Annotated in this window: 16 protein-coding genes and 1 tRNA gene; 7 read left to right on the plus strand and 10 right to left on the minus strand. The window is 55.0% G+C overall.

What is annotated here, in order from left to right:
* Positions 1-3: 3 nt before the first annotated feature.
* Positions 4-297: a hypothetical protein gene (locus tag G6L01_RS09540; protein WP_143116644.1), complete on the minus strand. Its 294-nt coding sequence runs from the start codon at positions 295-297 to the stop codon at positions 4-6.
* 260 nt (positions 298-557) lie between these two features.
* On the opposite strand from G6L01_RS09540, the gene G6L01_RS09545 reads away from it, so the two are divergent.
* From G6L01_RS09545 to G6L01_RS09555, 3 genes are read left to right on the plus strand one after another with little or no spacing between them, the layout of a single operon-like run.
* A complete protein-coding gene (locus G6L01_RS09545) occupies positions 558-815 on the plus strand; it encodes a hypothetical protein (RefSeq protein WP_143116643.1) in 258 nt (85 codons plus the stop codon).
* On the plus strand, positions 812-1,120 hold the full coding sequence (locus G6L01_RS09550) for a hypothetical protein (RefSeq protein ID WP_071207378.1): 309 nt from the start codon (positions 812-814) through the stop codon (positions 1,118-1,120). The genes G6L01_RS09545 and G6L01_RS09550 overlap by 4 nt, the downstream gene beginning before the upstream one ends.
* Positions 1,117-1,959 (plus strand): BRO-N domain-containing protein, encoded by an 843-nt coding sequence (locus G6L01_RS09555; protein WP_081356545.1) that lies wholly within the window; start codon positions 1,117-1,119, stop codon positions 1,957-1,959. The genes G6L01_RS09550 and G6L01_RS09555 overlap by 4 nt, the downstream gene beginning before the upstream one ends.
* A 98-nt stretch (positions 1,960-2,057) precedes the next feature.
* On the opposite strand, the gene G6L01_RS09560 is transcribed toward G6L01_RS09555, so the two are convergent.
* The 4 genes from G6L01_RS09560 to G6L01_RS09575 all read right to left on the minus strand — a co-directional run bounded on the left by G6L01_RS09560 (position 2,058) and on the right by G6L01_RS09575 (position 5,970).
* Positions 2,058-2,133, minus strand: a tRNA-Lys gene (locus tag G6L01_RS09560).
* Between the two features lie 138 nt (positions 2,134-2,271).
* A complete protein-coding gene (locus tag G6L01_RS09565; protein WP_015916420.1) occupies positions 2,272-3,189 on the minus strand; it encodes a PhzF family phenazine biosynthesis protein in 918 nt (305 codons plus the stop codon).
* A 74-nt stretch (positions 3,190-3,263) separates the two neighbouring features.
* A complete protein-coding gene (locus G6L01_RS09570; RefSeq protein WP_070165058.1) occupies positions 3,264-4,019 on the minus strand; it encodes an NUDIX hydrolase in 756 nt (251 codons plus the stop codon).
* A gap of 274 nt (positions 4,020-4,293) precedes the next feature.
* Positions 4,294-5,970 carry a methyl-accepting chemotaxis protein gene (locus G6L01_RS09575; protein WP_071206478.1) on the minus strand — a complete coding sequence of 559 codons (1,677 nt, stop codon included), beginning with the start codon at positions 5,968-5,970 and terminating at the stop codon, positions 4,294-4,296.
* A gap of 394 nt (positions 5,971-6,364) precedes the next feature.
* Here G6L01_RS09575 and G6L01_RS09580 point away from each other — a divergent pair, with 394 nt between their 5' ends.
* Positions 6,365-7,237, plus strand: coding sequence for a MerR family transcriptional regulator (locus G6L01_RS09580; RefSeq protein ID WP_070165059.1), 873 nt, complete (start codon positions 6,365-6,367; stop codon positions 7,235-7,237).
* A 255-nt stretch (positions 7,238-7,492) separates the two neighbouring features.
* Here the strand turns inward: G6L01_RS09580 and ilvC are convergent, their stop codons facing one another.
* The 4 genes from ilvC to G6L01_RS09600 all read right to left on the minus strand — a co-directional run bounded on the left by ilvC (position 7,493) and on the right by G6L01_RS09600 (position 11,041).
* Positions 7,493-8,512, minus strand: a complete 1,020-nt coding sequence (gene ilvC / locus G6L01_RS09585; RefSeq protein ID WP_070165060.1) for a ketol-acid reductoisomerase — start codon at positions 8,510-8,512, stop codon at positions 7,493-7,495.
* A 58-nt stretch (positions 8,513-8,570) separates the two neighbouring features.
* The gene (locus G6L01_RS09590) at positions 8,571-9,224 is read right to left on the minus strand and encodes a TetR/AcrR family transcriptional regulator C-terminal domain-containing protein (RefSeq protein WP_420359833.1); all 654 of its coding nucleotides are present in this window, start codon (positions 9,222-9,224) and stop codon (positions 8,571-8,573) included.
* A gap of 283 nt (positions 9,225-9,507) precedes the next feature.
* On the minus strand, positions 9,508-10,017 hold the full coding sequence (gene msrA, locus G6L01_RS09595; protein ID WP_070165061.1) for a peptide-methionine (S)-S-oxide reductase MsrA: 510 nt from the start codon (positions 10,015-10,017) through the stop codon (positions 9,508-9,510).
* Between the two features lie 727 nt (positions 10,018-10,744).
* A complete protein-coding gene (locus G6L01_RS09600; protein ID WP_015916427.1) occupies positions 10,745-11,041 on the minus strand; it encodes a PRC-barrel domain-containing protein in 297 nt (98 codons plus the stop codon).
* Between the two features lie 444 nt (positions 11,042-11,485).
* Here G6L01_RS09600 and G6L01_RS09605 point away from each other — a divergent pair, with 444 nt between their 5' ends.
* Complete coding sequence (locus G6L01_RS09605; RefSeq protein ID WP_070165062.1) at positions 11,486-11,713, plus strand: hypothetical protein; 228 nt, start codon at positions 11,486-11,488, stop codon at positions 11,711-11,713.
* 125 nt (positions 11,714-11,838) lie between these two features.
* Here the strand turns inward: G6L01_RS09605 and G6L01_RS09610 are convergent, their stop codons facing one another.
* The gene (locus G6L01_RS09610) at positions 11,839-12,303 is read right to left on the minus strand and encodes an Lrp/AsnC family transcriptional regulator (RefSeq protein ID WP_070165063.1); all 465 of its coding nucleotides are present in this window, start codon (positions 12,301-12,303) and stop codon (positions 11,839-11,841) included.
* A gap of 174 nt (positions 12,304-12,477) precedes the next feature.
* Here G6L01_RS09610 and G6L01_RS09615 point away from each other — a divergent pair, with 174 nt between their 5' ends.
* Together G6L01_RS09615 and G6L01_RS09620 are read left to right on the plus strand one after the other, a co-directional pair.
* Positions 12,478-13,191: an aspartate/glutamate racemase family protein gene (locus G6L01_RS09615; protein ID WP_070165064.1), complete on the plus strand. Its 714-nt coding sequence runs from the start codon at positions 12,478-12,480 to the stop codon at positions 13,189-13,191.
* A 79-nt stretch (positions 13,192-13,270) separates the two neighbouring features.
* On the plus strand, positions 13,271-13,882 hold the full coding sequence (locus tag G6L01_RS09620) for a TetR/AcrR family transcriptional regulator (protein ID WP_070165166.1): 612 nt from the start codon (positions 13,271-13,273) through the stop codon (positions 13,880-13,882).
* Positions 13,883-13,959 lie beyond the last annotated feature (77 nt).

Below are 13,959 nucleotides of genomic sequence, written 5' to 3' on the forward strand. Positions count from 1 at the left end.
GGCTTAAGAAAAAACAAGCCTTACAACATGCTGGAATGGATACTGAGATGATCCGACATATCCACCGGCGAACCGGCAAACCCTCCATGCGCAGAGCAAATATATCGCGGCAAGAGGCCCGGAGGCGATCAGCCCAAAGGCCTTTGATAACAGACTGTTGCCAAAAAAGGCGGCATTGAAAACGGAAAGAAACAACGCAAGCGCCGTAGCGACAATGCCAAAGGCAATACCTGCCGCGACGAAAAATCCAATCATGCGCAACACAGGGTCAACCAGACCCACAATCAACTCCAACACCGGCACACCCCTTGACAGCTCCCATTAACCACCGCACCATATGTGTGCTTCGCGAAAAAGGCGAGGCCCGGGTTGAGAGCCGGTTCTGTCAAAGGCGTCCGAACGCGCCACTCCTCTGTGAGCGCGTTTTTCTATGGTCGGGCGTAATGGGGAGGCTTTGCCTCGCCGTGTTCCTTTGCGCGGTCTCTCAAACCTATTACTGCCCGGCCACCAGGGTGAGAGCTGATGGTCCGGGTTCGCTCGAACAAAGGACCCGCGCCATGAACGCCACGCATCCGCTTGACCAGATGACAGACGAGAGCAGCCGTATCGAAGACACCATGTTCGATATGAAAGCCATGCTCCGCTTCGGCCTTCACATGACTGAAAGTTGCACCGAGGAAGAGTTCGGCCAGTACCGAAACGATTGGTGCACGCTCATGTATCTCCTCCTCGACAAGATCAAAACCATCAACGACGCGAACGACCACCTCATGGCGGCCGCCCGCAAAACAGCAACCATGGAGACCATGCAATGACAAACGCTGCACCCAAAAGACCAAAGACAGCAGAAGAATTCGAAGACGCTTTTATGAGCCTCGTTTCCAGCGAAATGGTTCGCCATCGCAAGAACGGCGAACGCATGGCCGCGTTGTTGGAACTACTGGCAAGCACCACAGGAAAGACAATCGCAGTGATGGCCGAGGGCGATGCTCGCGTTGCAGAAAAATTGATGATCGGAGTTGATGGACACATCGTTGAGACAACGACCAGCTTTACACCCATATTTTCCGCACTGAATGCAGTCTTCGACGAATTTCGCAGCAGGAGGGATCAGAAATGAGCGCACTTCAACACTTCAATTTTGAAGGAAAGCCGTTTCGGATAATTTTCAAAGATGAAATACCTTGGTTTGTCGCCAAAGATATTTGCGCAATTATCGGCCTCAAGAACCACAACGATGCTATCGAGCCTCTTGATGACGACGAAAAAGATTGGGTCGTTTTAAACGATGCACTCGGACGGCCCCGCAACACAAGGGTAATCAATGAAAGCGGCTACAGTATCCTAGTGCTTCGTTCTCGACAGGCAATGATACCGGGCACAGTGTTTCATCGGTTTCGGAAGATGGTAACAAACGAAATTCTACCACAAATTCGTAGAACTGGCAGCTTTTCAGGACAGCCATTAGCACCAACCTCCCCACAACCGAACACACCTGCCCCTGTTGATGAAATAACCAGAAAGCTAGCCGTCATTCAGGAAGCCCGCATGACCAAAGGCCCAGCCTATGCGGCACGGCTTTGGGACACCATGGGTATGCCAACGCCACCAGCACAGCTTCCAGCGCCCGTTTACGACGAGCAAGCCATAAGCTGCCTTCGCCACATGCTTCGCGCAGATTTTCAGGGCGTCAAGCTGGGGCAAATCATCCGATCAGCGTTTCAAGGTGAACGCCTGGCCGTGAACGTGCTGAAAGAATTGCGCATCGAGCTTAAAGATGACGGCTTCATCGTTCCAAACATCTTTCCGCCGTTCAACGCGCTTTTCGCGGGCACACGATGGGAACGCCCGTTTGAGCATTTGCGCAAGCTTCCGAATGCAAAACCCCATCTTCCTTGGGGCGGAAGACACGCAAAAGACTTCACCTTCATTCCATCAACATATCTGGATGAAGCATAGCCCATAAAACCCGTGCGACCGTACGACAAAGCGACCAAGTCGCACGGTCGCATAACCGGCGCAAATTGGTCGCAAAAATCTGCTAACTTATTGAAAAATGGTGGGTGATGTAGGGTTCGAACCTACGACCCGCTGATTAAGAGTCAGCTGCTCTACCAACTGAGCTAATCACCCGCCTGCAGCGCTTCGTTTGTGCTTCATCGCTGCCGTGAGCGGGGATATAAAGGGGTTGCCTCTGCTTGTCCAGCGCCGTTTCGAAAAAAATGACATGAAACAGCAAAAAAAATCAAAACTCCAAAAAACCAAGGAAAATCAAATGTCGAGCATGCCAGAAGCGATGCGGACGGCGGTTCCGCCGATGCGAGCGCGGAAAACTTTGCCTTCCTTGGTATCGATATGCAGATGGATGAAGGAGGGGCGCCCCATTTCCACGCCCTGCTCGATCAGCAGCGGATGGTGGCCGTCCGGTAGCGCGTCGAAATGCTGGATAGCGCCGGACAGCGCCGCCACTGCCGAGCCTGTGGCCGGGTCCTCGGCTATGCCCATATCAGGGGAAAACATCCGGGCGTGAAAATCAGCGGCGTGGTGAACACCACCACGACAATAGACATATGCCGAGGTCAGCGCGCCGTCGCAGAAAGGTGCGGCCCGCTCCCAGAGCTGCGGATCGAATTCGATGCTTTCGACATCTCCCAGACTACTAACCGGTATGAGCAGGAAAGGCACACCAGCCGACCAGATCGACGGCAGGTGATTTTCGAAAAGCAATTGGTTCGGCTTCAAGCCCAGCGCATCGGCGATGCCCTGGCGGTCGAGCGGCAGCTGAATCTGGGTGGAGGTTTTCGGCAGATCGAATTCCGCAAAACTCGCCTCACCCGGCCTCAGGCTCACCGCACAGCGCACCGGGCCGATCTTTTCGTCGATCACTGAAACCAGATCGAGCGGGCCCTCGCGGTCCTGATGAGCCTTTTCCGCCAGGCCGATCGCCGTGCCAACCGTCGGATGGCCGGCAAAGGGAAGCTCACGTCCGGGAGTGAAAATCCGAATACGCGCCACATGCGCGACATTGACGGAGGGGAAAACGAAAACCGTTTCCGAGAGATTGAATTCCCGCGCTATCGCCTGCAACGCATCGTCATCGAGATCCTCACAATCGAACACGATTGCCAAAGGATTGCCGCACAGCTTCTTGTCGGTGAAGACGTCGTAAATGCAATAGTGTCGAGCCAAACAAGCCTCCAGTCGCCGTTACAATGCCAGCAAACTGCACGAGCAGCGCCAGCCATGCAAGGCGAACCAGCCGCTTAGCTGGGAAAAATCCAATCCAACAGGGGATACATGTCTGGCGTGTAATCATGCGCATTGCGATCTGCCGAGCGAATGGCCACGGCGCGGGCAATTTCCTGCTCTTCATCGACAGCCATATGAGCCGCGATTCGCTCGAAAATCGCCTCAGTGGTCAAGGCTAGACGAAACACCCGAAACAACGTGACCCTCCGGCCCCGGCGATAACCGCGCAATTGCGGATCGATCACCGCGTCATCTACCGATAGTCCGGTTTCTTCCTGCACTTCGCGGCGCATATTGGCATCGACATCGACCATCGCATTGACGATATCCGAAGCATCGAGCGAGCCCGCCGGACAATAGACCCGGCCTGCATTGGCGGTGTGAGCGGCCATTTCAACCGCGATCAACGCGCCATCGGCCGACATCAGCACCGGAAACCCGAACAGGTGATAGCCACTCTGCGGTTCTGCCTGGCGGCGCCAAAACAAAAAGGTAGAATAAGGGATAAGGTGTCCCGCGCCAGTCACCGCTCCTTGCCCGATCTGCAATTCGTCAAACAAGACCATGGCACCATCGAAAAGCGCGGGATTGGCCGCCGACTCGGCCTGCCAATTGCGGCGGATCGCATCATGATTTGCGCTGTGAAACGGATGCTCCCCAGGCTTCACCCGCAATTCCAGCCGGTTCACATCGAATATTTCCCCATCCGCCGGCCAGGACAAATGATCGTCAGCGGTTTGCGGCAGAATGGCTTTTGCATGGGACAGCATGGATGAAACTTTCTTTTCCAGTCTCTGGCTCTTGCAGCACTGCCTCTTGCAGTTCACGGCCCTTGCGGGGGCAAACAAGACACCAGATCACTCTTTATTCGCTGCGACAAAGGCACTTTGTAAAGGTGTCGCAGCGCAAAAAGATGACGGTCTCATCACGTCTTTGCGTTTTGCCCATGTTTCAACTCGCAAACACGACTCAAGGCAGCAAAAAAGAGCCGCGCGCCCAGAGAGCGCACGGCACTGTCTTGAAGAGCAATACGCGACTTTGTCTTCAGGCGGCGCGAGAATAGGATGACGAAGAGCCAGTCGTCGTCGTCTTGAATTGCGCGACCATCTGGAACAGATCGTCTACATCCTTGGCAAGGGAGAAAGCTGCTGCCGTTGTTTCCTCAACCATGGCTGCATTCTTTTGCGTGGACTGGTCGATGACATTGACGGAACTGTTGATTTCCCGCAGCGCGGTGGTCTGCTCCTTGGAGCCTTGAACGATTGCCGTGACATTGGTATCGATGGCGCGGATCTGATTGAGGATATTTTCCAGAGCCGAACCGGTCTGGGCAACAAGGTCCACGCCACGGTCAACCTGCTTGCCGGATGTGCTGATCAACTGCCGGATTTCCTTGGCGGATGAAGCTGATCGCTGGGCCAGTTCGCGGACTTCCTGGGCGACGACCGCAAAACCCTTGCCTGCTTCACCGGCCCGGGCCGCTTCGACACCGGCATTCAACGCCAAGAGGTTAGTCTGAAAGGCGATTTCATCGATCACGCCCAGAATGCTGGAGATCCGCCCCGAAGACTGTTCGATCTCATTCATGGCAACCACGGCATCCCTGACAATGACACTGGATTGCTCGGTATTCAACCGGGTCTGCTCCATCAGCCGGCCAACTTCCTCGGCGCGTTTGGCGGAGTCGGCAACCGTTGTCGTCACCTCTTCCAGAGATGCAGCTGATTCCTCTACGGACGCAGCCTGTGCTTCGGTACGGCGCGACAGGTCGTTGGCAGCCTCCTTGATTTCATTGGTGCTCGAGGCAATCGACCTGGCGCTCAGGGTCACGCCATCCATTGTCTTGCGCAAATGGCTGAGGGCTTCGTTGAAGTCGACACGCAGTTTTTCCATGGTCGGCACGAAAACATTGTCCAGCGTGCCGGTCAGATCGCCGCCCGCCAGCGCCTTCAGCGCGGCACCCAGATGGGAAATAGCATCCATCCGGCTCGACACATCGGTTGCAAACTTCACCACCTTGTAGACTTTTCCCCATCTGTCGAAGACCGGATTGTAGGAGGCCTGTATCCAGACATCGTGGCCATCCTTGGCGATACGCCGGAACTCATTGGCCAAGGTCCGCCCAGTCGCCAGATCCCGCCAGAAGGATGCGTAGTCTGGGGAAGATGCATAGGCCTTCTCACAAAACAGACTGTGGTGACGCCCGACAAGTTCCGTCAGGCTATAGCCCAGCGCCTTGCAGAAATTTTCATTGGCGGTGATGATCTTGCCATCAGGGGTAAACTCGATGACCGCCATCGACGTCGAAATCGCCTTCAGCTTGGCATCGTCCTCCATCGCCTGCAATTTAACGCTGGTGATATCCGTGGCATATTTGACGACCTTATAAGGCTTATCACCCTTCATTATTGGATTGTATGAGGCTTCGATCCATACATCTCGACCGTCCTTGGCAATACGACGATACTGGGCGCGCTGGAATTTACCCTGCCGCAACCCCTCCCAGAAATTGCGGTAATCGCTGGTCTCAACCTCGCTTGCATCGACGAACATGCGGTGGTGCTTGCCTTTGATTTCAGCCAGACTGTAGCCGAGTGCCCGACAAAAATTGTCATTGGCGTCCAGAATAGTTCCGTCCAGTCCAAATTCTATAACGGCCTGAGATTTGCGCAAAGCCGCAACTTCCGACTTCGCGTCGGCGCCCAATCCAAAAATAGCCATGCCTAAATCCTTCGACATTTGCCTTGTGAGCGCATCTCATTTCGCTCTTGATAAGAAAAGCATCCCACAAGAAAGTATACAACAAATTACTAATTTAGGGAAAATCTCGAAAAGCTGTATATCATCGTCATGACGTAAAAATCGCGTTATTATTATCAATAAAATGCAACTCAACCAAAACAGACGATACATTAAACAATAGAAAAAGCGGTAACATCGTAAACAAAAGACTGAATATCGATCAATATGGCACAGCGCAAACCTTCCCCCCCTACGCAGTCCTCTCACTGTCTTTAAAAGGCTGACGCTAAAAAATATACACAAACCGACAATTTACAAACACATCCGCCTATGCGTATATATTTTATAACTACAATAAAAATGGCAACCGATTATGAAGGAAACCTATTCGCTTCGTGAAGTCGTGGACGAGACAGGCCTGACGAAGCTTGTCCTGCATGCGTGGGAGCGCCGCTATGCGTCAATCGTACCCGAGCGCACCGCGACGGGCCGCCGCATCTATTGTCATGAGGATCTTGTCCGCCTGCAATTGCTGAAGGCCTGCGTCGATAACGGACAAAGGATTGGCTCCATAATCCATTTGTCGAGCGAAGAACTCAGACGCTCTCTTATTAATGAGAGGCTGCTGAACGATCTCGCGCCCGTTTTCGAGGCTATTGAAAATCTCGATAGTGATAAATTGGACCGGCTGCTGAACACCCGCTATATCGGGCTTGGACCGGTGGACTTTTCAAAGCAAGTGGTCCTGCCTTTGATGGCGGAAGTCGGTCGACGCTGGGCGGACGGCAATTTGTCTATAGCGTCGGAGCATCTGGTTTCGACTTCGGTCAGAGCATTGTTGAGCAGCGGGTTCAAATTTTTGGCTTTGCCGCGCGGCTCGCAACGAATAGTCTTCAGCACACTTGAAGGCGAATTGCACGATCTGGGCGGGTTGGCGGCAGCGCTGATCGCTCGCAGCCACGGTGTCCACGCCACCTATCTCGGCGCGCAGCTTCCTGCCAGAGAAATTGCCACAATGGTCCGGCAGTCTGGCGCTACCATCGTGTGCATTAGTGGCGCATTCAAACGCATTCGTAATTTCGAAGCGCAGATCAAAGAGATCCGCCAGGCCTTACCGGCAGAGGTCCCGCTCTGGCTGGGTGGCGCGGCGTTCATGGATCTGCCCCCGATCGAAGGGGTACATTATTTTCAGCAGATGGACCTATTCGAACAGGCTGTCATCGCTCTGCAAGGCGAAAGCGTCTGAAAAAATCAAGCGCCGCATGTCGGCAGACACGCGGCGTTTGAAGATTTTCCGTTAATTACGGGCCTTATCAATCAGTTGGTTCTTGGCGATCCCCGCAATGCCGAAGGCATGCAGACAAGAAAGCTTGGAGCGCCAGGAACCCTTCAAGGCTGATGAGTTGCGGGCCTTATCGACCAGCTGGTTCTTGGCGATCCTCCGCGATGCCGAAGGCACGCAGACAAGAAAGCTTGGATCGCCAAGAGCATTCGAGGTTAATTAGTTGCGGGCCTTGTCAACCAACTGGTTCTTGGCGATCCAAGGCATCATGCCGCGCAGCTTGGCGCCGACTTCTTCGATCTGGTGCTTGTCGTTCATGCGGCGAATGCCCTTGAAGCGAGCGGCACCGGCGCGGTATTCCTGCATCCAATCCGAGGTGAACTTGCCGGTCTGAATGTCGTGCAACACGCGCTTCATTTCAGCCTTGGTTTCAGCAGTGATGATGCGCGGACCGGTGACGTATTCGCCCCACTCGGCAGTGTTGGAGATCGAGTAGTTCATGTTGGCGATGCCGCCTTCATAGATCAGGTCTACGATCAGCTTCACTTCGTGCAAGCACTCGAAATAGGCCATTTCAGGCGCATAACCGCCTTCAACCAGCGTTTCAAAGCCAGCGCGGATCAGCTCAACCAGACCGCCGCACAGAACGACCTGCTCGCCGAACAGGTCGGTTTCGCATTCTTCCTGGAAGGTGGTTTCGATAATGCCCGAACGGCCGCCGCCAACGCCACAAGCGTAGGACAGAGCCAGCTCAAGGGCATTGCCCGATGCATTGTGGTGAATAGCCACGAGGCAAGGCACGCCGCCGCCCTTCTGGTATTCACCACGAACCGTGTGGCCAGGGCCCTTCGGTGCGATCATCACAACGTCAACGGTGCTCTTTGGCTCAATCAGGCCGAAGTGAACGTTCAGGCCGTGGGCGAAAGCAATCGCTGCACCATCACGGATGTTGCCAGCAATGTCTGCCTTGTAGATATCAGCCTGCAATTCGTCAGGAGTTGCCATCATCATCAGGTCGGCCCATGCAGCCGCTTCGGCAACGGTCATGACCTTGAAGCCATCGGCTTCAGCCTTGGCAATGGTGGCCGAGCCAGCCTTGAGGGCGATGACGACGTTCTGTGCGCCCGAATCCTTGAGGTTCAGCGCGTGAGCGCGGCCCTGGGAGCCATAGCCAATGATGGCGACTTTCTTCGCCTTGATGAGGTTCAAATCGGCATCACGATCATAATAGACGCGCATTGTGTTATCCTTCCCTATGCTGTGTCTGATGTTAAAGTGTTTTATCCCTCGCCAGGATTTACGCTGACGATGTCTTGTCCGTGCCGTGCAACACAAGAAAGGCGGACACCGCCTTGTGTGCGCGGGCGTCGAATTTTCGTGGCTCGGGTTTTTCACCCAGGAGCAGGCGAACATGAAGATCGGAAACGATCAGGCCGTAGAGCGTGCGATAGGCATCCTCGCCGTCTTCAAACCGCAACAGGCCATCGCGCCGTCCGGCATCCAGCAGCGCCCTCGCCCGGCGGTCGATCTGGCGGCGGCCACGCTCCAGCAGCATTTGCCCCAGTTTCGAGCCGTCGCGACTGGTCTGGCCAATGGCAAGACGGTTCAGCGCCAACGAGATTTCCCCTGAGAGAACGTCCAGCAAATCGCGGGCGAAAACCTCCAAATGATCGGCCAGCATCTGCGGTGTCAGGCGCTCGCCGGCGCGCTCGAATGTGCGCACTTTGCTTGCCTGATAGGAAATCATCGCCGACAGCAGACCGTCGCGATCGCCGAACCATTTATAAAGGCTTTCCTTGGAGCAATTGGCTGCCCGCGCCAAACCGGCCGTGGTCAATGCCTTGTCGCCACCTTCGACCAAAAGGCGCAGAGCCTCCGCCAGAACCGCGCTCTGGCGTGCAGAAAATTCTGCTGTTGGCATGGCATTGGTCGACACGGTGAAGCCCTTCAATCTAAGTACCGTACGGTACGGTTCTTGTTAACGCTCTTCGCATTGCGCGTCAAGCGGCAGAGTGACTGAGAAGGCTAAAGAATGCAGCGATGACATGAAGAAGGGGAAATTTCAGGCGAAAGCGCCAGGTGGTTTTGGCAGCCGGAAGGTTTTGAAAACAGAAACAAGGAGGATTTCCGCCCTTCACTGAAAAGCGGAAATGCTCAATGATCTCAGGCGAGACGCTGAGAAGGCAAGCCGAGAAACTGCCGCCTTCAAGAGGCGGAACGTCTTTCGAGGACCGTTATGCCACGGCCTGACGTTTTGGCAGCTTCCAATTTGGCCGCGGAAAATGGCAGGTATAGCCGTTTGGAATGCGCTCAAGATAATCCTGATGCTCCGGCTCGGCCTGCCAGAAATCACCCACAGGCGCCAGTTCGGTCACGACCTTACCAGGCCAGATGCCGGAAGCATCCACGTCGGCAATGGTATCCTCGGCCACCTTTTTCTGCTCTTCACTCGTGTAGAAGATCGCCGAACGATAGCTGACGCCGACATCATTTCCCTGACGATTGGGCGTGCTTGGATCATGAATCTGGAAGAAAAACTCCAGAAGTTCGCGAAAGCTCATCTTTGATGGATCGAAGGTAATTTCAATCGCCTCGGCATGCGTTCCATGATTGCGATAGGTCGCGTTCGCGACATCGCCGCCGGAATATCCCACTCGGGTAGAGATCACCCCGGGACGCTTGCGGATCAGGTCCTGCATGCCCCAGAAGCAACCGCCTGCCAACACTGCGCGTTCACTCGTCATGGACGTAACTCCTATGGTTGGAATGCAATCTATGTAGGGACTATAGCACTCTGTTTCCAGCCGCCAATCGGCATAGTAACGGCCTTGCTGGCCATGGCGGCGGAATAATCCACCCGCCCCTGCCCGACAAAAAGTGACAAGTCATCTCCTCAGGTAGCTTTTCGTGCCGCTATCGGTAAGGCAGAACCGCCCACCTCGGGGACCAACGCAAAAGCTGCCGGAACGGCATGAGCAAGACCCTTCCGACGCTGGGGCCAAAGATGGGTCCATGGGTGGCGTCAGGTTGAACGCAGGACCATCCGTCCGCCCTACCGTTCCCCCCATAAATCTCGAGCATGACTTCTTGCTGGCGCTGATTGAGCCATCATTACAGACAAAAAGATCGCCGCGGCACATTGCGATGCCTGCTTTACGGCCACTACAGGGGAGATTTTCAGCGTGTAAAAGGGTTGGCATCACACAAACGGCTACCGAAAAAACCGCCGATCTCATGAAAAGGCCAGTCCGGTCTATGGGTCGAGAACACCTTCGTCGGGGCGCAGTTCCAGAATATCCATAGAGGGCGTTAAGGTCGCGCCGCCACCGACGTTCCCATCCCCGGCCTAAACCAGTTCTATATCCCATGAAAATGGCCACCCTGATCCCAAGGTGGCCATAATATCGTATTTAAGTGGAATTTCACATAACATACGTCATGGAAATCTTGCCTCGCGAATGCCTGGGACGATTAGTCCTTATGCGCAGGCATGTCCTTCAGCTGATCCTTCGTCCATGTGGTGACGGCATGGACGTCGCCATCTTCATCCCGCATGAATTGCAGATCCGACAGCGGAACGCCGACAGGCTTTGCACCTATACCCAGGAAGCCGCCGACATCGATGATCGCGGTGCCGCTGGCACCCAGACCATGGACGTGATCCAGCTTGCCGACCTTGTGGTCGTCAGCACCATAAATGGTTGCACCTTCGAGCACGGCGGGAGTGAGTTCAGCAGTGGTGAGACGAACGTGATTGGTATGATTCATTGGATTATCCTCCTTGTTTGTACTGTAGAGGTAACCAGCGGGGCCGGTGTTTGTTCCCTGCTTAACAAACCAAAGCGTGTGCAGAGAGTCAGGATCGAAATCCCCGGCGCTTATTCGCACCATATCGGCAGAGTCATCGCATAACGCGACCATCGCACAATTTTACATCACATCCATGTCCTCTAAACAGCACACCAATCAAAAGGAAGTGAGACTGCCGAGAGGAGGCCGCCCAAGGCGGAAACGCCTGGTGACAGCAAATTTAACAGGCTGATTTTAATAGCTTTTTATAATCAAAACTCGACAAGAGGCGCCAACGCATGCCTGCAATGCCTTTTCGGTCAGGCGCGCGCCGTTGCAAAGCGCAGCAAAAGCGCCCAGATTCCAGGCATCGAACCGAAGAGTTCGACTTAATTTTATCCACTTGTAAAGTTGGAGAGATCCATGAAGACCTTTATCGCCACAGCCCTGCTCGCAAGCCTGATCGGCGCTTCCGCATCGTTTGCCGCAACCACGACAAAGACCACCACCCAGCCTGCCCAGACCACTGCGTCCACGCAAACGGCGGCGCAACTGAGCGCGAGCGACAGCAGCCAGCAGTCGTCCAGCAGCGAATGGCAGTTCAAGGCCCCCACGAAGAAGCCGCATCACCGCAACGAATATAACGGCTGATTGCCGCGACCATCCAGATTGGGATGCCTTGTGGCATTAAGAGGGACAGCGAATCTCTGTGCGCCATATATGACGCACGGCGCTGTATTGAGCGAAACGCCGGTCTTTCGGCGTATCGCCTTTCTTCACACAGCATAATCCACCGGCACCGCGGACCCGCTTTTCATCGTCTCCATCGAAATAGAGGCGGACACATCGAAAAGCTCGATACGCCGCACCAGCCGACGATAGACGACGTCGTAATGCTCGACCCGTGGCAGGACAATCTTTAAGATATAATCATGATGTCCGGTCAGGCGATGCGCCTCGACGATTTCGGCGATATCGGTAATCGCTCTGCGAAACTCCTCCGTCCATTCATCAGTATGGTGCGCGGTTTTCACCAAGGCATACACGGTTGTCGGCACGCCCACCTTGTCGCGATTGAGCACGGCGATCCGTCGCTCGATATAGCCCGCCTCTTCCAGCTTCTGAATCCGGCGCGAACAAGCCGAAACCGATAGGGCGACCTTGTCGGCGAGATCGCTCACCGCAATGGCGGCATCCCGTTGCAGAAGGTCCAGAATCTTCCTGTCTCTCTCATCAATCACGCCTTAATTCTCCGCCCTTCAGGATGAATGCGCAAATCATACGCGCATTTCCATTTTTTCTCGCAATTTTTGTGCGGAACTTTTGGCGATTTTCAAGAAATTTGCAAATCAACCGCTTCCATCCACTGGCATAGTTCTGTTCATCACCACCAAAGACACTAGGGGAACACGACAATGCGGATGATCGGCTTGATCGGCGGAATGAGCTTTGAAAGCTCGGCGGTTTACTATCGGCTCATCAATGAGGCGGTTCGCCATCAGTTGGGCGGTTTGGCATCGGCTGAAATCGTCATGCGGTCGGTCGATTTTTCGCAGATCGTTGGCTACCAGAAGGCAGGCCGTTGGGATCTTGCGGAAAAAGTGCTGGGCGATGCCGCTGCTGCCCTGGAGCGTGCCGGTGCCGAATGCGTGCTGATCTGCACTAACACCATGCATCTGATTGCCGATGCCGTAGCAGCGCGTGTTTCCGTGCCGCTTATCCATATTGTCGATGCGACGGCCCAGGCTATCAAAGACTCTGGCTTCAAGCGGCCCCTGCTGCTCGCCACCCGCTACACGATGGAGCATGGCTTTTATACCGACCGCATGCGTGCCCTCGGCCTGCTGCCCATGGTGCCAGGCGCAGAGGATCGTGGCACTGTCCATGATGTGATTTTCGATGAACTCTGCGCGGGCCGCGTCGAAGAGCAGTCACGGGCTGCCTATCTGGCAATCATCGAAAAAGCCAAGGCAGACGGTGCCGATTGTGTCATTCTCGGCTGCACCGAGATTTGCCTTTTGCTCAATCCAGACGATCTTTGCCTGCCGGGCTTTGATTCCACTGCCATTCATTGTGGGTCTGCGGTCGAGTTTTCGCTCACTCCGCAAGAGGTTAAGAAGATCGCCTGAAGACATTGACTGCGGTTTATTGATCGCAGTCAATTTTTTGCTTGATTTGGAAACGATCATTTCCTATTGTAGAACCATGATGAACCAGCAAACAAAATCCGGCAGACCTGCGGGCCGCCCTCGGGAATTCGACACGGATGTGGCGCTGGACGCTGCCTTGGTGGTGTTTTCCGAGCGGGGCTACCAGGCCGCCTCGATCAGTGAGCTTGCCGAAGCCATGGGGTTGACGGCAGGTAGTATCTACAAGGCATTCGGCGACAAGCGCGGCGTGTTTCTCGCCGCCTTCGATCGCTACTGGTCGTTGCGCCATGCGATGATTCTGAAGCGCATGGCACCGCTTGCAACCGGGCGGGAAAAGTTGTTTGCCCTTTTGCAGCATTATGCCGACCACGCCCATGGCGCGGCAGGCCGGCGCGGCTGTCTCATCGTCGGCGGCGCCAATGATCTGGCACTGCTGGATGCGCAAGCCTCCGCCCGGGTGGGGCTCGCTTTTACCGCCAACCAACAGCGCCTGAAGGACCAGATTGTCACCGGACAGGCCGATGGCTCGATCCGGGCCGATCTGAATGCCGATGTCATTTCCAGCACCCTGCTCTGCCTGACGATGGGCATGCGCGTGGTCGGCAAAACAGGCCGAACAGAAGACGAGATGCAGGCCGTGGCGCAAGCGGCGCTGCGGCTTTTGGACTGAGCCGTATCTCATCCCTTACAGCGGCGTGCAGCAGCATGGTGCAGTGAGGTTCGCCATAACACTGCCTATTCGCTGAA

Source organism: Agrobacterium vitis, from assembly GCF_013337045.2.
GTDB classification, from domain to species: domain Bacteria; phylum Pseudomonadota; class Alphaproteobacteria; order Rhizobiales; family Rhizobiaceae; genus Allorhizobium; species Allorhizobium vitis_B.